Here is a 20,352-nt window from a genome sequence, read left to right as displayed (position 1 = left end):
TGCGCACATCGCTAAAATCAATGGACTCTCGGAACCTACTGCCAAGACGGCGCTGGGGATTGTGTTGAATTCAGCTGAGCGACAGGCTTCATCCTTCGCACCGGCAATGTTCAAGGCCATTCCCGGCGCTCGGGCACTCGCTGCCCGCACGGGCTCAGAGTTCGGCGCCGCCACCGGAATCATTGCCCGCCTGATCGAACAGACCCCCGGCGGCAAACGCGTCGTCGCACAGACGATGATCGGCTCGCTCCACACGATCGGCCTGGACCACAAGGCGATTGGCCACCTGCTGCCATCGATCTCAACCTTCATGGAAGAGAAATACGACATGGTCGGCTTCGGGCATCTCGGCGACCTGATCGGCCATGATCTGGACGCGGAAATCAGCGCGGCCAAAGCGGCCTGACCTGCCAATCAGTTTCGCACCCACCAAATAAAGCCGCCTGACCGGGCGGCCTTTTTGATTCGTGCTGCTGAGGGCCCAACCCGCTTGCCGGGCCGGGGCTCTTTTCTTTGTCCGCGCGTGTGGTTACAGCGGTGCCAGCTGAATTGAACGAGGAGACGAGATGCGAACCGACACCGGACTGCGCGCCGACGAAGCATTGGCACTGGACCTGATGGCCGCGATCCGCGCTGACGCCGAAACGCGTTGCGCCCCGGACAAGGTGGAACTGGTCTCCGTGACGATTGACGTCACTGGTGCGGATGTGACCGGAACGCCAACATTCACTGCGCGAGTAGACCGCAAGACACGCACGGTGCTGTTCACCGGCGGCTCCGCCACGTGCGGCGACCAGATCGTGATGACTGCGACAGCCGTTTACCGGATCGCGTCGGCCTAAGCCTACATCGGCGTATCGCGCAGTTTCAACAGGTCAGGGAAGTCAGGATCACGTTTCTCGGCCCGTGCTGCGAAGGCTTCCTGCATGTGCGGCGGCGGTATCATGCCGGCGTTCCAGACACCGATATAATCCAGCGTGTCAGCGGTGTTGTGATCGCGAGCGTAATTGATCATCGTCTTGCAGCCGGTCACCGTCAGCGGGTCCTTCGACGCGATCTCTTTTGCTGTTGCGAGAACGTGAGCCAGCACGTCCTCGTGCGTTTCGAAGACGTCGTTGACGAGTCCGATTTCCTTGGCTTTGGCGGAATCGATGCGCCGGCCCGTATAGGCCATTTCCTTGACCCAGCCCTCGGGGATGTAGCGCTGGAGACGCGGGAAGGTGCCGACATCGGCGGTCATCGCGATGTTCGTTTCCATGATTGTGAAGAAGGCGTCCTTCGTGCACCAGCGAATGTCGCCGGCGGAGATCATGTCGATGGCGCCACCGATGACGCCGCCCTGGAGCGCAAAGAGCACCGGTACGCGGGCCTCTTCCAGTGCGTTGAAGCTGGACTGAATCTGGCGGATGTTGGAGCGGAAGGCTTCGGCGGCGACATAGCGGTCGACCTTGCCGCCGCCCTCGCCCGAGCCGAAGACAGCGAGGTCCATGCCGGCCGAGAAGTGCTTGCCGGTCGAGGAGATGACGATGCAGCGGGCGCGCGCATTCATGTCGATATCGCGGACGATGGCAGGCAATTCGTTCCAGAATGCCTTGTTCATCGTATTCATCGCTTCGGGGCGATTCATCTTGATGTGGGCGACCTTGTCTTCGATCGTGACGGCGAAGGCTTCGTAGGTTTTCTGCAGCATGGAGCGTCTCCTCGGTTTGGCCGAAGTCTAGCACGGGCCAACGTACAGGCCAGATGTGACGCTGGGGGAAGCCTCAGGCGAGGACGGATTCGGCCTTGTTGGGCCGCATCAACAGGGTCGTGATCGCCTCGTCGACACTGATGTCGCCTTCGATGACGGCGGCCACAGCGGCGCAGATCGGCATGTCGACGCCGTGCTTGGCGGCGAGCTTGCGCAGGACCGGGGCAGTGGCGACGCCCTCGGTGACGCTGTTGCGGCCGGCCATGATGCTGTCGAGGCTTTCGCCGCGCCCGAGGGCAAGGCCGCAGCTCATGTTGCGAGAGGTTTCCGACGAACAGGTGAGCACGAGATCGCCGAGGCCGGACAGGCCAGCCATGGTTTCGCGCTCTGCGCCGAGGGCGAGGGCGAGCCGGGTCATTTCCGCGCTGCCGCGAGCGATCAGGGCAGCATGGGCGGAGCGGCCGAGCCCCTTGCCAAGCGCGATGCCACACGCGATGGCGAGCACGTTCTTCACCGCGCCGCCAATCTCGGCGCCAAGCAGGTCGCTGGCGAGATAGGGCCGGAAAGTGGGCGTGGAAATGGCCTGGATGAGTTCGGTGCCGATGGCTTCGTCCTCGACGGCGAGTGTCACCGCCGTTGGAAGTCCCTTGGCGACATCGATCGCGAAACTGGGACCGGACATGACGGCGGGGCTGGCCTCGGGCAGTTCTTCGGACAGGACATCTGTCATGAAGTCGCCGGTAGCGAGTTCGATCCCCTTCGAACAGAGGACCACAGGCGTGCCGGGCTTGATATGGCCCTTCAGCGCGGCCAGCGTGGCGCGTGTATGCTGTGCCGGAGCGACCGCGAACAGGGCGTCCTGATCGTAGAGATCGCAGAGGCTGGTCGTGGCCCGCAAGGCGGGCTTCAATGGCACCCCGGGCAGGAACACCGTGTTTTCGTGGATGTTATTGATCGCCTCGGCGACCTCGGCCTCTAGGCACCACAGGATCACGTCCTGCCCGTCGCGGCAGAGCATCTGGGCGATGGCGGTGCCCCAGGCGCCGCCGCCGATTACGCCTATCCTGTGGAAGTGTGTCGTCATGTGCCGACATTGGGACATGTTGCGATTCCGGGCAAGAGTCCGGTGGCGGTGACCTCAGGCTGGGGGCGGTGCAACAGAATTCAGGCGAATCCGGCCGCCGACAACCATCAGCGCCGCGAAGGCCGCAAATCCGGCACCTGCCAGGAAGGTTGCACCTGATCCCACCTGGTCCCAGAGCAGGCCAGCGATGACGCTGGCAAAGAGCATCGCGATACCGGTCGTTAGATTGAACAGGCCGAAGGCGGAGCCGCGCAGGTGCGCGGGGGCATGGTCAGCAACGAGTTTTGCGAGCAGGCCCTGGGTCATCGCCATGTGTAATCCCCATAGCGCGGTGCCGAGGAAGGCCCCGACCAGGCCCGGAACATAGACGAGGCTGATGTCGGCAACGATCAGCGCAAGCAGCCCCAGGAGCAATAGCCTGGTGGCGGGTACGCGGTCTGACAGGATACCGGCCGGATACGCACCGAGCGAGTAGACGACATTCATGACCACGAGGACCAGTGGTGCGAGGAGAAGCGGCAGTCCCTCTGCATGTGCCTTGAGGATCAGGAAGGCTTCGCTGAACCGTGCGAGCGTGAAGGCGACCCCGATTGCGACCACCGTCCAGAATGCTGGCGAGAGCCGGCGCAGCGCCTTGAGGTCGATCGGCGGCTTCGCCTGGCTGGAGCCGGCACCCTCATCAGGCTCGCGGACTCCGAGAAGGACACAGAGGACAGCCAGCATGCCGGGAATGACGGCAACCCAGAATACGGCGCGGATGTTGGAGGCAAAAAGTGCCATGAGCGCGATAGCGAGTAGGGGACCTGCGAAAGCACCGGCGGTATCCATTGCCTGGCGCAGGCCGAAGGCGCGCCCACGGATGTCGGTCGGCGTGACATCGGCAATCAGCGCGTCACGCGGCGCGCCGCGAATGCCTTTGCCGATCCGGTCAGCGAACCGGGCACCGAGGACGATGAAGGGCCCGCCCGCCATGGCGAAGAAGGGTTTGGTGAAGGCGCCAAGGCTGTAACCGAGCAGAATCAGCGGTTTTCGGCTTCCGATCTTGTCGGAGATATATCCGGAAAAGACCTTGGAGATGGCCGCCGTCGACTCCGCGATGCCGTCGATCAGCCCGACAAAGGCGACGCTGACGCCCAGGGTTCCTGTCAGGAACAGGGGCAGCAGCGAGTGGATCATCTCCGATGAGATGTCCATGAACAAGCTGACCAAGCCGAGCGCCCACACCGTCGGCGGAATACTCGACCTCGGAGACCCGGAAGAGGCGAAGGGCAATTTCATTGCAGGACGCTAGCGGGTCCACCGGGCGATCCAAAGCGCAAATGAGCGCCTCTAGACGAAATCGAAGGTCCCGACCTCGTCTGCGACAGTGATCTTCACTTTGCGTCCGACGGGGCTCACCTCCTCACGCAGCACGGCGAGGGCCGCAGGCGTCGCATTGGCGAGCGCGCGGCGGCCATCAGCGAGGCGGGCAAAGATGATGCCTTTTTCCGGACCCGCCTTGCCATGGGTGACGGTGAAGGTTTCCAGCGTGCCTTCGCAATCGGTGTCGCAGAGCGTCACCTGTTGCTTCGGCTTGGCTGCGGGCGCCACCGGCGTGAAGGCGTCTGGCCTGGTGGTGCAATAGACTCCGACAGCCTCTTTCGTCATCCAGCCGCCATTGGCGAGGACAAGGCCAAGCGCGCCGGGCGCGGCACGCAGCGTGCGAACCATCTCTGCGATCCCGTGCAGTGAGTAATTGTTTCCGGGGCCTCCGAAGAATGGCAGCCCACCCGTCAGGGTGAAAGGACGCGTATCCTTTTTCCAGTCGATACCCATGGCGGCGGTCGACGAGAAGACGGCGCAGGGGAAGCAGGAGTAGAGGTCGAAATGCAGGATGTAGCTGCTCGTGACGCCAGCCTGCGACAGCGCGCGATAGGTTGCCTGCTCCATCGCCCAGGACCCGTCGAGGCACGGGCGTTCGGAAATGTGATCGTCGCCCGCTTCTCCGCCGCCATGGAGGTAGACCCGATTGTCTTGGCGGATGCCGAGTTCATCAGCCTTTGATTCGCTCATGATGATGGCAGCGGCGCCTTGGTTCACGGCGTCCTGCGCGATGAACCATTTCAGGAAGGGGTCGGCATATTCATAGTTCTCGCGCGAGGGCGTGGCGAGGAAGTCGATGCTGTGTTCGACCGGGAACTGGGAGAACGGGTTTTTCGCAGCGACGGCAGAAAAGGGCTGGAACAGTTCTGCCATGGCGCGCCGGTGCTGGCTGCGGGTGCGGCCTTCGCGGGCGGCAATGGCGTTCTCGAACAGGCCGTAGAAATAGGCTGCCGCGATCAGGCCGTGCTTGATCTCGCCGCGGCTGAGCAGCATCGCCCCCATGCCCCGGTCCTCGAAGGGCGCCGCATCGTCATCCGCCCAATTGATCTCGACGTCGTTGCGCCGCGCGCCCTTGGACGCGCGATTGGCCTCCGAGCCGGAGATCAGGGCAATTTCGACTTCGCCGGCATGGATGCGGGCAGCCATCTCGTTGACGAGGGCCTGCGGGCTTTGGCCACCGACACTTTCATAGATGAGGCGAGCGGGACGGGCACCAAGGTCGCGCGCGAGGGTGCCCGGCAGGTTGGCATTGTGGCCATGGGGGTGCGCGGCACGGCCGATGGAATCCTCGAAGATTCGCACGACGGCAATCGTGTCGATGGCGGCGGCAATGTCGCCTGCGCCGCAATTGGCCAGAGCGGCCTTTGACGCGTCGCGCATCAGCGACAAGGGCGACGGTGCACCGTCGGGACCGGCTGTGCCGTCCCACTGGCTGAGGCTCTGTCCGACGCCGACAAGTACCGGCATATCTCCCTTGGCCATGATCAATGCTCCCTGATGCAATCTGTTGTGTGCATTGGGCTTAGCGTGCTCTGCACCGTAATTCGAGACGGTACGTTGGGGAAAGGGCTAGACGGTCTGATCCGGGCCGGTCAGCGCAAATCCCTTGTAACGATTTGCCACGACTTCATCACATGTCTCGCGGTACAGTCCGAGCCCGCCCGGATAGGGCATGAAGACGCGCGGCTTTCCCGGAATGTTGGCACCGAGGTACCAGGAATTGGCCTGCAAATAGAGCGTTTGCTCCGCGAGTTCGTTGACATGTGCGACCCAATCCTGCTCGGCGGTGGGCGTTGCCTCGATGACGCTGAGCTGGCGGTTGCCGAGATGGTCGATACAGTCGGTGATCCAGTCGACATGTTGTTCGATGGCCAAAATCATGTTGGCCAAGACCGACGGCGAGCCGGGCCCCGTGATCATGAACAGGTTGGGAAAACCTGACGTCATCAGGCCGAGATAGGTCAGCGGCCCGGCGGCCCATTTGTCCTTGAGGCGCAAGCCGTCTCGCCCGCGTATATTGATCCGGTCAAGTGCGCCGGTCATGGCATCGAAGCCGATGGCATAGATGATCGCGTCGAGCTCGTACTCGTGAGCGCTCGTGCGGATGCCGGTCGGCGTGATCGCCTGGATGGGCGTGGTCGCCAGGTCGACAAGCGAGACATTGTCCTGATTGAAGACCTGGTAGTAGCCGGTGTCGACGCACATGCGTTTCGCGCCGACCGGGTAGGTCGTCGGAATGAGCTGTTCGGCCACGTCCGGATCGTCGACAATGCTGCGGATCTTGTCTGCGACGAACGCCGCTGCTTCGTCATTGGCCTGTTTGTCGACATTGACGTCGGCAAATGCGCCGAGAAGGGAGAAGCCGCCGCGGGCCCAGCGATCCTCGAATGCGCGCCGGCGTTCGTCAGGCGATGCGTCGAATGTGAGTGTTTCGTTTGGACTGACCTGCAGGATACCGGCGCCTGATTTTCTCTGCATGGCGCGATAGTGTTCGCGATTGGCTTTCCAGTCGGCCGCGACCTTCGGATCGATCGGGCCGTTCTTCGCCGGGACACTGAAACTTGGCGTCCGCTGGAAGACGGTAAGTTCGCGCACCTGCGGGACAATCGTGGTGATCGTCTGAATGCCCGAGGAGCCGGTCCCGATGACGCCGACCCGCTTGCCGGTAAAGTCGACGCCGACCTCCGGCCAGTTTGCCGTGCTGTAGGTGTCGCCGGAGAAACTGTCGGCGCCGGGAATGTCGGGTTGCTTGGCCGATGAAAGACAGCCCGTGGCCATGATGCAAAAACGCGCGGAGACGGTGTCGCCCGCATCCGTGGTCACGGTCCAGCGGTCGCGCGTCTCGTCAAAGATCGCGCTGGCAATGCGCGTGCTGAACCGGATGTCGGGGCGCAGGTGAAAGCGATCGGCGACATGGTTGACGTATTTCAGGAGTTCCGGCTGAGCGGCGTAGCGCTCGGTCCACGCCCATTCGACTTCGAGTTCAGGCGAAAAGGAATAGGAATATTCCTGGCTTTCGACATCGACCCGGGCACCGGGATAGCGGTTCCAGAACCATGTCCCGCCCACATCGCTGCCCGCCTCGTAGATCCGTGCCGAGATGCCGATTTCTCGTAATTTATGCAGCATGTAGAGCCCGGCAAGGCCGGCGCCCACGATAACCACATCCAATTCGCCAGAGGCCTGTCCGGCCGCCGCGGCGGGCCTGTTTTCCGGCATGACCAATCCTCCCAAATCAACCGTGCCGCTTCAAACTAGCACAGGTTCGGGAAATGGAACGGGGTTCCTCAAGGGCAGGCCTGCATGGGTCGCCTAGTCAGCGAGGAAGCCCTTTTCCTTGAGGTAGCCTAGGATCTCCTCGGCCGCGTCTTCCGGGGACTGGCCAACCGTATTGATCCGAAGCTCGGGATTGAGCGGCGGCTCGTACGGGCTGTCGATGCCCGTGAAGTTCTTGATCTCGCCGGCGCGGGCCTTCTTGTAGAGGCCTTTCACGTCGCGCTGTTCGGCGACGTTGAGCGGCGTGTCAACATGGATCTCGATGAACTCGCCGTCGGCCATGAGATTGCGCGCCATCTGCCGTTCATCCCGGAAGGGGGAGATGAATGAGACGAGCGTGATGAGGCCTGCGTCGGTCATCAGGCGGGCGACGTTCGACACCCGGCGAATGTTCTCGACCCGGTCGACATCGGTGAAGCCGAGATCGCGGTTGAGGCCGTGGCGGACATTGTCGCCGTCGAGGATGAACGTGTGCTTGCCGAGGGCGAACAAGCGCTTTTGCAGAGCGTTCGCGATGGTCGACTTGCCTGAGCCCGACAGGCCCGTGAACCAGAGCACGGCAGGCTTCTGGCCCTTCTGCTCGGCGAGCGTGGCGCGATCGATATCGATGGCCTGCCAGTGAATGTTCGAGGCGCGGCGCAGGGCAAAGTCGATCAGGCCCAATCCGACCGTGTCATTGGTCTGCCGGTCGATGAGGATGAATCCGCCCATTTCGCGGTTATCATCATACGGATCAAACGCGATGGCCTGGTCGAGCGAGAGCGTAGTGACGCCAATCTGGTTGAGCTCGAGCGTCTTGGCGGGAACATCATTCAACGTGTTGATGTCGATGCCGTATTTTGGCGCGTTGATTGTGGCGGTCACCGTCTTGGCACCGATCTTGAGCAGGTAGCGGCGGCCGGGCAGGAGAGGCGTGTCGCTCATCCAGAGGACGCGAACCTGGAACTGGTCGGAGACTTCGGCTGGATCGTCAGCCGAGACGATCACGTCGCCGCGCGAACTGTCGACTTCATCGCTCAGGGTCAGGGTGACGGACTGACCGGCGAAGGCCTCGTCGAGATCGCCATCCGCCGTCACGATCCGCTCGATCGTGGACTGGCGCCCGGACGGAAGTGTCTTGATCCGGTCACCCGTCTTGATGGTGCCGGCGGCGATCTGGCCGGAGAAACCGCGGAAGTCGAGGTTCGGGCGGTTGACCCATTGGACGGGCATCCGGAAGGGCGCGTCGAGACGCTTGTCGCCAATCGGCACTGTCTCGAGATATTCCATCAGGTTCGGACCGTCATACCATTCGGTCTCGCGCGAGCGTTCGGTGATGTTGATCCCGGCAAGTGCCGACATCGGGATCGCCTGGATTTCGAGATCGGTCGCAAGCTCGTCGGCGAAATCATAGAAGTCGTCGACAATGTCATCGAAGACCTGCTGGCTGTAGTCGACCAGGTCCATCTTGTTCACGGCCAGCACTAGCCGGCGGATGCCGAGCAGCGTGGTGATGAAGCTGTGGCGGCGCGTCTGGGTCAGGATGCCCTTACGCGCGTCTATCATCAGGATGGCGACGTCGGCCGTGGAGGCTCCGGTCGCCATATTGCGTGTGTATTGTTCATGGCCGGGCGTGTCGGCGACGATGAACTTGCGCTTGTCTGTCGCGAAGAAGCGATAAGCGACATCAATGGTGATGCCCTGTTCGCGTTCGGCGGCGAGGCCATCCACGAGCAGGGCGAAGTCGATATTCTCGCCTTGCGTGCCGACGCGCTTGGAATCGGCTTCCAGCGAGGCCAACTGGTCCTCGAAGATCATCTTGGAATCGTAGAGGAGGCGACCGATCAGGGTCGACTTGCCGTCATCCACGCTGCCGCAGGTGATGAAGCGCAGGAGCGACTTGTCCTCGTGCTTTTGCAGGTAGGCGCTGATATCTGTCTCGATGAGGTCGTCGGTGAGGCGCATCTAGAAATAGCCTTCCTGTTTCTTTTTCTCCATGGAAGCCGACTGGTCGGCGTCGATGACGCGTCCCTGACGCTCTGACGTCCGGGTCAGCAGCATTTCCTGGATGATGTCTTCAAGCGTGGCGGCCGTGCTTTCCACCGCGCCGGTCAGCGGATAGCAGCCGAGCGTGCGGAAGCGCACCGACTTGATGACGGCCGTCTTTGCAATTTCCTCGGGGACGCGGTCATCGTCGACCAGGATATCCACACCGTTCCAGTTTACGACAGGGCGCGGAGCGGCGAAATAGAGCGGCACGATCTCGATCTGCTCGCGGCGGATATATTGCCAGATGTCGAGTTCGGTCCAGTTGGACAGCGGGAAGACGCGGATGCTTTCGCCAGGATGTATGCGCGTATTGTAGAGGTTCCATGGTTCGGGGCGCTGTTTCTTGGGGTCCCAGCGGTGCTCGGCCGAGCGGAACGAGAAGACGCGCTCCTTGGCGCGGGACTTTTCCTCGTCGCGTCGGGCGCCGCCGAAGGCCGCGTCGAACTTGTACTTTTCAAGAGCCTGTTTCAGGCTCGCAGTCTTCATGACGTCTGTGTGCAGGGCCGAGCCATGGGTGAACGGGCCGACGCCATCGCGGACACCGTCTTCGTTGATGTGGACCAGCAGGTCAAAGCCGAGCTCGGCGGCCTTGCGGTCACGGAATTCGATCATCTCGCGGAATTTCCAGGTCGTATCGACATGCATCAGCGGGAAAGGCGGACGCGAGGGATAGAAAGCCTTCATCGCGAGATGCAGCATGACGGCCGAATCCTTGCCCACTGAATAGAGCATGACGGGATTTTCGCATTCCGAAGCGACTTCACGCAGGATGTGCAGGCTTTCGGCTTCAAGCCGGTCGAGATGGGTCATTTTGGCCAAGGGTCGAGATGTCCTCTTTCGCGTTGCGTCGTCCTAGAGCCCAAAGAATGGGGATGGAAGGGGGCAATGAGTAGCAAACGCACTTGTAAGCGATACTATACGGTTGTGAAAAAGGACTGGCAGCTCAGACTGTTGAACTTAGACCCGTTTTCCCAAACCACCCCGAGATTGTCGCATTTCCCAACAAACTGTCATTATTCAGACCGAATAAGCAGGTCTATCTAGACGATCAGATTCGTGGAGGTAGATTATGTGTGGAATTGTTGCGATTGCGGGATCCGAACCTGTTGCCAACCGGCTGATCGACGGCCTGAAGCGGCTTGAATATCGCGGCTATGACAGCGCGGGCATTGCCATTTCGAGCCGCGGCAAGATCGAGCGCCGCCGCGCCAAAGGCAAGATCGTCAACCTGCAGGCCCGGCTGGAAGACTTGCCGATGGATGGCCTGACTGGCATCGCCCACACGCGCTGGGCCACGCATGGCAAGCCGAACGAGGCGAACGCCCATCCGCACATGTCCGGCGATGTCGCCATCGTCCATAACGGGATTATCGAAAATTTCCGCGACCTGCGGGCTGATCTTGAAGCCGCTGGCCGGGTATTCGAATCCGAAACCGACAGTGAAGTCATCGCGCAGCTGATTGCCCAGAAGATGGACGAAGGCCTCACTGCGGTAGATGCGTTCGAGGCGACTCTGGGCCAGCTGCATGGCGCCTTCGCGCTCGCCGTCATCTTTTCGGGTGAGGAAAGCGTGCTGATGGGCGCGCGCAAGGGCAGCCCGCTCGTGCTCGGCTATGGCGAAGGCGAAATGTATCTCGGATCGGACGCCATCGCGCTCGCGCCGCTGACGCGGGACGTGACCTATCTGGAAGAAGGCGACTGGGCCGTTTTGCGTCCAGACAGTTTCGATATCCGCAATGCACGCGGCGACCGGGTGAACCGGCCGCGCGTGAAGTCTGCCGTGAACGACGCCCTGATCGAGCGCGGCGAGTATGATCATTTCATGTTGAAAGAGATTCACGAGCAGCCGGAATCGCTGGCCCGCTCGATCCTGCCCTATATCGACCAGGCGACGCAGACGATCCAGGCGGGTGAAGCCGCCGACCAGATTTTTGCGGATGCAGACCGGGCCGTCGCCATCGCCTGCGGCACGGCCTATTACGCGGCCATGACGGCGAAATACTGGTTCGAACAGATTGCCCACCTGGCCGTGGAAACCGACATCGCGTCGGAGTTCCGCTATCGCAAGCCCGTCCTGCCGGTGACCGGGCCAGCACTTTTCGTCAGCCAGTCGGGCGAGACCGCTGACACACTGGCCGCGCTGCGCTATTGCCGGGACAATAAGTCGCCTGCGATTGCCGTAGTCAACGTGCCGGAAAGTTCGATTGCCCGCGAAGCCAAGGTGATCGTGCCGACCCATGCCGGTCCCGAGATCGGTGTCGCCTCGACCAAGGCCTTCACGGCCCAGCTCTCGGTTCTGGCCGTGCTCGCTCTCTCGGCGGCCAAGGCGCGCGGTCATCTCAAGCCGGGCGATGAGGCCCGCTATGTCAAAAGCCTGCTATCGTTGCCACGCAAGGTCACCGAGGCGCTGGAAGCCGAGGCCGAGATCAAGGCCGTCGCCCAGACACTGACCAAGGCAAAGGACGTGCTGTTCCTAGGCCGGGGGCGCTATTTCCCATTGGCACTCGAAGGCGCGCTGAAGCTGAAGGAAGTCTCGTATATTCACGCCGAAGGCTATGCGGCCGGCGAGTTGAAGCATGGGCCAATTGCCCTGATCGAGCAAGACCTGCCGATTGTCGTGGTGGCGCCTTATGACGACATGTTCGAAAAGACGCTGTCGAACGTGGAAGAAGTGCGTGCGCGCGGCGGCCGGATCATTCTCGTGTCCGACGACAAGGGTATCAAACTGGCCGGCAACCGGGCCGACCACGTGATTCGCCTGCCGGATGCAGATGAGATAGCGATGCCGATCCTGGCCGCGATCCCGTTGCAGCTGCTCGCCTATTACGTCGCTGTGGCCAAGGGCACGGACGTTGACCAGCCCCGCAACCTAGCAAAATCCGTTACGGTGGAGTGAGGCGCTGAAAGCGCCGCTGGTCTGATCGCCACGGCGGGATCGGTTACCCTACAGTCGGGCGCATGAGCAACTCGCATTCTCGTAAGGTTCTGGTGATCGGGCGCACAGGTCAGGTTGCGCAGGCCCTCGCGCATGCCGGAGCAGGCCGTGTGGTTAATGTGGGTCGACCGGACCTCGACCTGCGCGATGCGGTCTCGCTATCCCGCGCGATTGAGCGCTACGCGCCGGATATCGTGATCAATGCCGGCGGGTTCACAAAAGTGGACCAGGCCGAAGCAGAGCCGGGTGCGGCCTTCGCCCTGAATGTAGACGGTCCCCGTGCGCTCGCGATGGCATGCGCGCGCAAAGGCATACCGCTGGTCCACCTGTCGACAGATTGCGTTTTCGACGGGACGCTGGCGCGCCCCTACTGTCCGGACGATCCGCCAGCGCCGCTCAGCACCTATGGCCGCAGCAAGCTGGCAGGAGAGTGCGCCGTCGCTGACGCTACGGCCCAGCACCTCATTGTCCGGGTCTCGTGGGTCTTTTCGCACCTTGCCGGGAATTTCGTGCGCACCATGCTGACCCTCGCCCGGACGCGGGAAACGGTGACGGTCGTCTCCGACCAGACCGGCTGCCCGACCTATGCGCCTGCGCTGGCCACTGCCTTGCTGGCGATAGCGGATACGGCCTGTACAATCGGCTTCTCCGGCTGGGGCACCTATCATCTCGCAGGCAGCGGCGAGACAGACCGGGCAAGCTTCGCCCGGCATATATTCGAGGTCAGCCGGAAGCATGGCGGCCCGGCCGCTTCTGTCACCGGCGCGCTGACGGCCGACTTTCCCACTCCCGCAACGCGCCCGCTGAACGCGCGGCTGGATATGACGCGCACAACCGACATGTTCGGCGTCACGCTGCCAGAGTGGCAGGCAGGCATGGCCGACGCCGTTCCGACACTGGTCCGGGAACTTGAAGGCGGGTGAATTCCGGTCATCGTACTGGAAATCCTTGCGTTCAGGTGCGAGAAGTCGCCCAGACACATTTTGCCAACCTCTCCGAAAGCTGATGGATGCCCGTTCCCGATCTCACTGAAGTCGAGGCCCAGATCACCGCGCTCCTGAGAGAGCACGGGCCCATGATCGGTAAGCAGCTGGCGGAAAAGTTGCCCGACATTCCAATGCTCGCCTTGTGGCAGGCCTGCTACCAGAGCCGCGCGCTGCATGTGTCTCACTTTGCCAGCTATTATCTGCGCTTCGACATCACCCGTGACGATCAGGTGCGGCTCAGCCCATCGATTCTGCGCGACTTCCTGTCCTTTTCGCTCTTCGGACTGCCGGGTCAGCGCGATCAGATGATCGAACGCCAGGGCACATTGTCGAATATGCACCGCGAGATCAGCCGGGAAAAGATCGGACTCGCCCAGCAGGTGATGAAATCGCTGTTCCTGAAACTGCCGCGCGAGGTGCGCTCCTCCATGTGCGCCTTCATCGCGGGCGACCTTGCCTATTTCCTCGCTCATAACGAACCGCGCGAGCATTCCGCGTCCGGTGAGATGGTCAAGGGGTCGGATATCGATATCGTCATTATACTGAGCGATGATCTGCCGGATGACATGCGGAGACAGATCGATACGGACATGATCGTGCTGAAGAATTACTACCTGAAGCACCCGGACTACCGGCACGAGATAGACTTCATCACCAAGCGCAAGTCGACTATGGAACGCCAGTTTCACTACACTGATATCCACGACAAGATCGCCAGCAAGATCGCCTATGAATCCATGTTCCTCGGCGGATCCCTGACCCTCTACATGGAAGTGCGCGATGCGATGGTGTCGACCGGCGTCGACCGGTTGATCGAACAGGATTTCGACCACGCGCTCAAAGACCGCAAGAACGCGATGCAGAAGCTTCTATTGGTGTCGAGCGATGAGATCGACGAGGAAACCCGCTCGCTGTTCTACTTCTCCCAGGAACGGGTCGAGTTCACCTGAGATTGCCCTAAAGTCGCGAGCCTTTGTATGCGCGGAACCAGTCAACAAAGATTGGAATACCGATCTCGAGCGGTGTGGATGGCGAAAACCCATAATCTGCTGTAATCGCGGAAATGTCGGCATAAGTCGAATGGACGTCGCCGGGTTGCATGGGTTCGAACTGCATTTGCGCCGTCTTGCCGATCGCCTGTTCGAGGATTTCAATGAATCGCAGAAGCTGAACCGGGGTGTTGTTTCCGATATTGTAGATCCGATGAGGCACATCGTCGACGGGCTTCATAGGTTGCAGGGCGGTCGCGACGACACCAGCAACGATATCGTCGATATAGGTAAAATCACGCTCCAGTTGGCCATGATTGAAAACCTTGATCGGTTCGCCGGCGAGAATTTTCTCTGTGAATGACCAATATGCCATGTCGGGGCGGCCCCATGGACCGTATACGGTAAAAAACCGTAGTCCAACCTGGCGCATGCCATAGAGGCGGGCATAGGACTCGCTCATCAACTCGTCGGCGCGTTTGGTAGCCGCATATAGCGAAACCGGACTGTTTACCGGATCCGACTCGCTGAATGGAACTTTGGTGTTGGCGCCATATACGGAGCTGGATGAGGCGTAGACGAGCAGCGGTCGCTTTGGTGCGTAGCGCACGAATTCCAGTACAGACAGATGTCCAATAAGGTTCGATGCAGCATAGGTGAAGGGGTTTTCGAGCGAGTAGCGCACACCCGCCTGCGCTGCCAAATTGATGACAACATCCACATCGCTGACGTTGGGCAACGCCAGGAGACCGGTATGATCCGAGATGTCATGGCAATGAAAGGAAAACCCGGCATGCGGCGATAGGCGTTCCAGCCGGGCGAGCTTCAGTGCCACTGGATAGTAGTTGTTGAGATTGTCCACCCCAATGACCTTGATTCCTCGCTCAAGCAGGGCAAGCGATACATAATAGCCCACGAAGCCGGCGGCGCCGGTAACCAATACGGTATCCGGCTTTGACGAAACGTCTGGAGAAGAATTTGTGGTGTTCATCTCTTGGGTTCCTATGCCGTATCCGATGATCTTGTCGATGAAGTAACGCGCTCGTTGTTCTGCACCCGGCTAGGCCATGCCGGTTCTGTTTGGCGTTAAAACTTGTCGGTCAAGCCGCGCGCTTTCAGGGCGTCTATCACGAGGCTGACATCTTGGGCGCGAGATTTCGACATTACGAGTACGGCGCCATCATGGACTGCAATGACGAGGTGTTCGACGCCGAGGGCCGCAATCAGCGTGCCCTGCTCTGAGTGTATCGTGCAATTTTCGGCATCGATCAGTACGGGTTGAACCGGGCCGCTGGATGTCTGCAGGTCGCCGACCGCTGGCCAGGTGCCAACATCGCTCCATGCGCACGACAGCGGTCCGAACACGGCCGCGTTCTTTGTGTGCTCCATGACGGCATAGTCGATCGAAATGGAGCGCACTTCGGAAAACGCGGCTTCGTCGATCTGGTGGACCAGTCCGTCGGGCTTTGTCTTGTCCAGTGCGGACTTCACGCTGGCAAGCACATCCGGGGCATGGGTCTCAAGTTCGTCGCACATCAGGTTGGCGGGAAACATGAAGATGCCCGCATTCCAGGAATAGTTGCCATCGGCCAGATAGGAGAGGGCCGTCACATGGTTCGGTTTCTCGCGGAAGGATGAGACGGCATGCGCCGACGGCCCGATCGGTTCGCCGGCCTTGATATAGCCAAAGCCGGTTTCGGGCCGGTCGGGAGATATGCCAAAGGTAACGATGCGGCCTGCCTCGGCAACCGCGATGGCGTCTATAATGGCCTTCCGGAAGGCGCCCGGATCGCCGATGAAATGGTCGGATGGCAACAGAAGGACCAGGCCCTTTGGATCAATCCGGCCGACAAAGTCTGCTGCGACGGCTGCCACGGCTGCCGTATTCCGCGCACAAGGTTCCAGCAGGATGGCGAGGGGCGAAATGCTGTCCGCTTCAAGCTGTGCATTGATCAGGTCAAGATAGCGGGCATTGCTGATGACAATAGGCGGCGCCAGATCGAGTCCATCCTCGCCAGGGGCCAATCGCGCGACCGTCTGGCGAAACAGCGATGTGTCCGACACAAGGTTCACGAACTGCTTTGGCGTGCGTGACGTGGATACGGGCCACAGGCGCGTTCCGGAGCCGCCACACATGATTACAGGATAAATTTTCATGGACGTAGCCGTTCCCGCCAATTCTGATTCTGTCGTTGGTAAGCAAGACTCACACCACACGGTTATTATCTCAGAGACGCCCCGAAATATCCAGCCTCGGATGGGTGCTAGGCCCGGCCGGACTGTACTCAGGCGGCGTCTGCCGCTTTGGCTGCCTTGACACCCGGATGCTGCAAAGCAACGCTTTCCTAACGAGGTAAACCAACCATCCGGTCCAGCATCGGACGGGTAAGCATCAACAGACTCAGGAGCGCAGTGTGGCCGGCTACGAAAAGAACTGCATGACGTCGATTCGGCTTGTTCTGACGGCCGCCTTGCTGGTGCCGACCGGATTGATGCTGGGGGCGTGCGCAGGCGGCGGCGGAGGCGGCGGCAGCGCCGTGACACCCCTTTCGCCCCCTCCACCTCCTCCGCCGCCACCTCCGCCCCCTCCACCTCCACCTTTCCCCGCCACCATTGCGCAACCGTCTGCCTTCGAGACGCGCGAGTATAACGCGACGGTCGGATTGCCCCTGATCGGTGCCTCATCCGCCTATGCGATCGGCGCGACGGGGCAGGGGATCAGGGTCGCGGTCATTGATACCGGCTCGATCACCGATCACCCCGACTTCATCGGTGCCTCAATCACGACATTCGACGTCTGCGCCAGTACGGCTTGCCCTGGCTATGATGTCACCGGTGATTCGATCACGCAGATCCGTCAGTCGGACGACATAGACACAGGCGGCCACGGCACGCTGGTCACAGGTGTCATCGCCGCCGTGCGTCAGGACGATTTCACCACGTCGGTGGACGATACCGTGGCAAATGGGATTCAGGGGATCGCCTATGAGGCGTCAGTCCTCGCTATCCGGGCCGATTCGCCGGGCAGCTGTGCCCGGACGGGACAAGATGAAGGCTGCGCGTTTGCCGACAGCAACCTTGTCAGGGCAATCGATTATGCGATTGCGCAGGGCGTAACCATCATCAACATGTCCCTGGGCGGCGAGATCGACTCCGACCCGACACTCGAAAACGCCGTGAGACGAGCGGCCCAGGCAGGAATTCTCGTCGTGATCTCCGCAGGCAATGAGGCCGAGCCGGCCGGAACCGACGACATGGGCAATTCGGTCGACGCCGTTGGTCAGACACCATCCGAGCCGGCCTATATTGCGGGTGAGGCGGCCTCTCTTGGCCGGGTCGTCGCCGTAGGCTCGATAGACACGTCCCGCAAGATTTCCGATTTCTCGAACCGCGCAGGCAATGCGGCGATGAACTATTACCTGATGGCACCCGGTGAGGGCGTCGTCACGACAGGTCTCGATGACAACATAACAAACCCTGGCGATCCGACGAATGACCTCGATTCCGACGGTGACTACTATCGTGTGTCCGGCACATCCTTCTCGGCGCCCTATGTGGCCGGCGCGCTCGCGCTGCTGCTGGATGCGTTTCCGAACCTGAAAAACAATCCGGAGCTGGCCTTGCAGATCCTGCTCGATACGGCCGACGATTACGTCGACGCCAGCCCCGACCTGATCACGGGTGAGGTGGCAGGGGCAGGTGCCGACTCCGTTTCGGGTGTCGGGATCATGAACCTTGCCGAGGCCTTCCGCCCGCAGGGCCAGCAGACCCTCAGCATTTCAATCGACCGCGTTAGTCTGGGTGAAGCGCTGGCGCCGTCAGGCGGCGCTTTTGGTGACTGGGCCTCCAATTCGGGGGCGTTCAATGGCCTCGTCTTCCAGGACAAGTATGATCGCGGTTTCCGTCTGGACGCCGAAGCAACGGCGAAAAGCCTGCCGAAAGGCTTGCTTGGATCGCGGGTCGTCGACATGAACACCCGCGCCGACTGGGCTGCCAGCCAGTCGCGCGCCATTGCCGTCGGAGATCTGTCCTTTGCCTGGTTCACCCCGCGCGTGCAGGAAGACCGACTGGCCCCCTATCAGGCAGAGCCCGTCACGAATTTCCAGGCCGCCTATAGCTTCAGCGGCGGAGAGGTCGAGTTCGGTCGCGGCGGCGGCATCTCGCGCCTTGCCCCGGTGGTCACCCTGTTCAACGAGCCGGGGATCGGCAATGCCTTCTCGACCAGTGGAAGCTGGGCGCGCGTCAGTCACGAGATTGAGTTCGGCCTGACAATGGATCTGTTCACTGCCACCGAGGAAACACGCTCCCTGACCGGCGTCAGCGTCGGACGCGACGCGCGGTTCTGGTCCTTCCGGGCCGGCATCTCGTCGGCCTCCGACGAGGAAACAGCGCTCGGAGGCAGCCTGCAAAACCGTTTCGGCGAAACTGATCAGGCGGCCATGACCGCCTATTCCCTCGAAGGCGAGTGGAACCCGTTCGGACGCCTCACCCTGAATTCGGGCATGGAAATAGCGAGCGTCAACCTGCCGGGTGTTGATACGCAGGATATCTGGACAAGCCGCTGGTCAGTGGGAGCCACCCATCCTGCCGGACCGGGCGCGCTCAGCTTTGTCGTTGCACAGCCGCGCCGGGCCGAAGCCGGCACGATCCGTTTCCTTGCGCCCACCGGCATTGATGACAGGGGGGAAATCCTCCAGTCGGACGTCGAAGCCGGCCTGACGCCGAGCGGCCGCCAGATCGATTATGAGACCCGCTACCGGTTCACCCTGTTTGGCGACTGGACGGGCGAAGCCTCGGCCGCGCTCTCGACGTCGCCGAACCATATCAGCGGGTCAGGTGATGAAAGCGTCGCCTGGTTCGCCGTGGGGACGAAATGGTGAGGCGCCCGGTCATCCTGTCACTGTTGCTGGCACCGCTCGGCGCCTGCACGCTCTGGAGCAATATGATGAGCCCCAAACCCATTGCAGACTGTCCAACGGTTACACGTGCCACAGCCTGGGTGGACCAGATGCCGAAGATTGGACCAGGGCCTCACAAGATGATCGTGGCCGTGGCGCTGGACGATGACCGGCCGTGGCTGTTGACGCCCGTGCCATCTGACGTGCCTGGCTTGCTCACGCTCGAATTGTCGCTGGGCGGTCCTGCCGTGCCCGGACATGCGAGTTATCATGAGCCGGTCAGCAAGGCCAAGCGCGACATGGTCAGCATCGTCTGCGGCGGCGAGGAACGCGCCCGCATCGACAAGATCACGATCGCCATGTGAAGGCCCCGGCGCCGAAGCGCCGGGTATTGGCCTAGTTGATCAGGCGCTTCAGTTCGTCGACGAGATCCGTCTTCTCCCAAGTGAACGTGCCATTTAGGCCCGGCTCGCGGCCGAAGTGGCCATAAGCGGCCGTCGTCGCATAGATCGGGTTGTTCAGCTTCAGGTGCGCGCGAATGCCCTTCGGCGAGAGGTCGAACAATTCGCGCAGCATCTTGGCGATGCGCGCTTCATCCGCCAGGCCCGTGCCGTGCGTGTCGACATAGACTGACAGGGGCTGGGACACGCCGATGGCGTAAGAGACCTGGATCGTACAGCGCTTGGCAAGGCCGGACGCAACAACGTTCTTGGCGAGATAGCGCGTCGCATAGGCAGCTGAACGATCCACTTTGGAAGGGTCCTTGCCCGAGAACGCACCGCCGCCGTGCGGGGCTGCGCCGCCATAGGTATCGACGATGATCTTGCGGCCCGTCAGGCCTGCGTCGCCGTCGGGTCCGCCGATCACGAACTTGCCGGTCGGATTGACGTAGAACTTGTCTTCCGGCGGGAACCAGCCCTCGGGCAGGACACCCTGCACGATTGGGCGGACGAGTTCGCGCAGCTCCTCAAGTGTTGCGCTCTCCTTGTGCTGGGTCGAGACGACGACGGCGTTCACGCCGACAGGCTTTTCATCGACATAGCGCAGGGTCACCTGGCTCTTGGCGTCAGGTTCGAATTCAGGGCGTTCGCCCGAATGGCGCAG

The 20,352-nt window shown here is 61.5% G+C and carries 17 protein-coding genes; 7 read left to right on the top strand and 10 right to left on the bottom strand.

Going from position 1 to position 20,352, the window contains the following annotated elements; translation table 11 throughout:
* Together ACESNB_RS17175 and ACESNB_RS17170 are read left to right on the top strand one after the other, a co-directional pair.
* Positions 1–406, top strand: a 406-nt coding sequence (locus tag ACESNB_RS17175) for a hypothetical protein (RefSeq protein ID WP_373009563.1), incomplete at its 5' end; no start/stop codon positions are given.
* 160 nt (positions 407–566) lie between these two features.
* Positions 567–842: a hypothetical protein gene (locus ACESNB_RS17170; protein ID WP_373009561.1), complete on the top strand. Its 276-nt coding sequence runs from the start codon at positions 567–569 to the stop codon at positions 840–842.
* Positions 843–844: 2 nt separating this feature from the next.
* Here ACESNB_RS17170 and ACESNB_RS17165 read toward each other — a convergent pair whose 3' ends face one another.
* The 7 genes from ACESNB_RS17165 to cysD form a co-directional block, all read right to left on the bottom strand.
* A complete protein-coding gene (locus ACESNB_RS17165) occupies positions 845–1,690 on the bottom strand; it encodes a crotonase/enoyl-CoA hydratase family protein (RefSeq protein ID WP_373009559.1) in 846 nt (281 codons plus the stop codon).
* A gap of 73 nt (positions 1,691–1,763) precedes the next feature.
* Entirely contained in the window at positions 1,764–2,774 is a 1,011-nt protein-coding gene (locus ACESNB_RS17160; RefSeq protein WP_373009566.1) for an NAD(P)H-dependent glycerol-3-phosphate dehydrogenase, read from the bottom strand.
* A gap of 54 nt (positions 2,775–2,828) precedes the next feature.
* A complete protein-coding gene (locus ACESNB_RS17155) occupies positions 2,829–3,968 on the bottom strand; it encodes an MFS transporter (RefSeq protein WP_373009557.1) in 1,140 nt (379 codons plus the stop codon).
* Positions 3,969–4,103: 135 nt separating this feature from the next.
* Positions 4,104–5,618 (bottom strand): acetyl-CoA acetyltransferase, encoded by a 1,515-nt coding sequence (locus ACESNB_RS17150; protein ID WP_373009555.1) that lies wholly within the window; start codon positions 5,616–5,618, stop codon positions 4,104–4,106.
* Between the two features lie 87 nt (positions 5,619–5,705).
* Positions 5,706–7,355, bottom strand: coding sequence for a flavin-containing monooxygenase (locus ACESNB_RS17145; protein WP_373009553.1), 1,650 nt, complete (start codon positions 7,353–7,355; stop codon positions 5,706–5,708).
* A gap of 93 nt (positions 7,356–7,448) precedes the next feature.
* Complete coding sequence (gene cysN / locus ACESNB_RS17140; RefSeq protein WP_373009551.1) at positions 7,449–9,356, bottom strand: sulfate adenylyltransferase subunit CysN; 1,908 nt, start codon at positions 9,354–9,356, stop codon at positions 7,449–7,451.
* Positions 9,357–10,250, bottom strand: a complete 894-nt coding sequence (cysD, locus tag ACESNB_RS17135) for a sulfate adenylyltransferase subunit CysD (protein WP_373009565.1) — start codon at positions 10,248–10,250, stop codon at positions 9,357–9,359. It abuts the gene before it with no gap.
* 259 nt (positions 10,251–10,509) lie between these two features.
* Between cysD and glmS the strand changes: the two genes are divergently transcribed.
* From glmS to ACESNB_RS17120, 3 genes are all read left to right on the top strand, one after another.
* Positions 10,510–12,336 (top strand): glutamine--fructose-6-phosphate transaminase (isomerizing), encoded by a 1,827-nt coding sequence (gene glmS / locus ACESNB_RS17130; protein ID WP_373009549.1) that lies wholly within the window; start codon positions 10,510–10,512, stop codon positions 12,334–12,336.
* 38 nt (positions 12,337–12,374) lie between these two features.
* Positions 12,375–13,298 carry a dTDP-4-dehydrorhamnose reductase gene (gene rfbD / locus ACESNB_RS17125; RefSeq protein ID WP_373009564.1) on the top strand — a complete coding sequence of 308 codons (924 nt, stop codon included), beginning with the start codon at positions 12,375–12,377 and terminating at the stop codon, positions 13,296–13,298.
* Between the two features lie 86 nt (positions 13,299–13,384).
* Entirely contained in the window at positions 13,385–14,311 is a 927-nt protein-coding gene (locus tag ACESNB_RS17120; protein WP_373009547.1) for a hypothetical protein, read from the top strand.
* A 7-nt stretch (positions 14,312–14,318) separates the two neighbouring features.
* On the opposite strand, the gene ACESNB_RS17115 is transcribed toward ACESNB_RS17120, so the two are convergent.
* Together ACESNB_RS17115 and ACESNB_RS17110 are read right to left on the bottom strand one after the other, a co-directional pair.
* Positions 14,319–15,341, bottom strand: a complete 1,023-nt coding sequence (locus ACESNB_RS17115) for an NAD-dependent epimerase/dehydratase family protein (protein ID WP_373009545.1) — start codon at positions 15,339–15,341, stop codon at positions 14,319–14,321.
* A gap of 95 nt (positions 15,342–15,436) precedes the next feature.
* Positions 15,437–16,507 carry a mannose-1-phosphate guanylyltransferase gene (locus ACESNB_RS17110; protein ID WP_373009543.1) on the bottom strand — a complete coding sequence of 357 codons (1,071 nt, stop codon included), beginning with the start codon at positions 16,505–16,507 and terminating at the stop codon, positions 15,437–15,439.
* 257 nt (positions 16,508–16,764) lie between these two features.
* Here ACESNB_RS17110 and ACESNB_RS17105 point away from each other — a divergent pair, with 257 nt between their 5' ends.
* A complete protein-coding gene (locus ACESNB_RS17105) occupies positions 16,765–19,230 on the top strand; it encodes a S8 family peptidase (protein ID WP_373009541.1) in 2,466 nt (821 codons plus the stop codon).
* Positions 19,224–19,613 (top strand): hypothetical protein, encoded by a 390-nt coding sequence (locus tag ACESNB_RS17100; protein ID WP_373009539.1) that lies wholly within the window; start codon positions 19,224–19,226, stop codon positions 19,611–19,613. The genes ACESNB_RS17105 and ACESNB_RS17100 overlap by 7 nt, the downstream gene beginning before the upstream one ends.
* A 31-nt stretch (positions 19,614–19,644) precedes the next feature.
* Here the strand turns inward: ACESNB_RS17100 and metK are convergent.
* Positions 19,645–20,352, bottom strand: a 708-nt coding sequence (gene metK / locus ACESNB_RS17095) for a methionine adenosyltransferase (protein WP_373009537.1), incomplete at its 5' end; no start/stop codon positions are given.

It is taken from the genome of Hyphomonas sp., from assembly GCF_041689225.1.
GTDB lineage: Bacteria > Pseudomonadota > Alphaproteobacteria > Caulobacterales > Hyphomonadaceae > Hyphomonas.
The sequence above is the reverse complement of the archived record's forward strand: the minus strand, read 5'-3'. Positions and strand labels throughout refer to the sequence as shown.

Bases quoted from the DNA above. Each gene is read 5' to 3' on its own strand.
- ACESNB_RS17165 (WP_373009559.1), bottom strand. From the start codon at position 1,690: ATGCTGCAGAAAACCTACGAAGCCTTCGCCGTCACGATCGAAGACAAG.
- ACESNB_RS17110 (WP_373009543.1), bottom strand. From the start codon at position 16,507: ATGAAAATTTATCCTGTAATCATGTGTGGCGGCTCCGGAACGCGCCTG.
- ACESNB_RS17150 (WP_373009555.1), bottom strand. From the start codon at position 5,618: ATGGCCAAGGGAGATATGCCGGTACTTGTCGGCGTCGGACAGAGCCTC.
- ACESNB_RS17160 (WP_373009566.1), bottom strand. From the start codon at position 2,774: ATGACGACACACTTCCACAGGATAGGCGTAATCGGCGGCGGCGCCTGG.
- ACESNB_RS17155 (WP_373009557.1), bottom strand. From the start codon at position 3,968: ATGGACATCTCATCGGAGATGATCCACTCGCTGCTGCCCCTGTTCCTG.
- ACESNB_RS17170 (WP_373009561.1), top strand. From the start codon at position 567: ATGCGAACCGACACCGGACTGCGCGCCGACGAAGCATTGGCACTGGAC.
- ACESNB_RS17100 (WP_373009539.1), top strand. From the start codon at position 19,224: ATGGTGAGGCGCCCGGTCATCCTGTCACTGTTGCTGGCACCGCTCGGC.
- cysN (WP_373009551.1), bottom strand. From the start codon at position 9,356: ATGCGCCTCACCGACGACCTCATCGAGACAGATATCAGCGCCTACCTG.
- ACESNB_RS17120 (WP_373009547.1), top strand. From the start codon at position 13,385: ATGCCCGTTCCCGATCTCACTGAAGTCGAGGCCCAGATCACCGCGCTC.
- ACESNB_RS17115 (WP_373009545.1), bottom strand. From the start codon at position 15,341: ATGAACACCACAAATTCTTCTCCAGACGTTTCGTCAAAGCCGGATACC.
- glmS (WP_373009549.1), top strand. From the start codon at position 10,510: ATGTGTGGAATTGTTGCGATTGCGGGATCCGAACCTGTTGCCAACCGG.
- cysD (WP_373009565.1), bottom strand. From the start codon at position 10,250: ATGACCCATCTCGACCGGCTTGAAGCCGAAAGCCTGCACATCCTGCGT.
- ACESNB_RS17145 (WP_373009553.1), bottom strand. From the start codon at position 7,355: ATGCCGGAAAACAGGCCCGCCGCGGCGGCCGGACAGGCCTCTGGCGAA.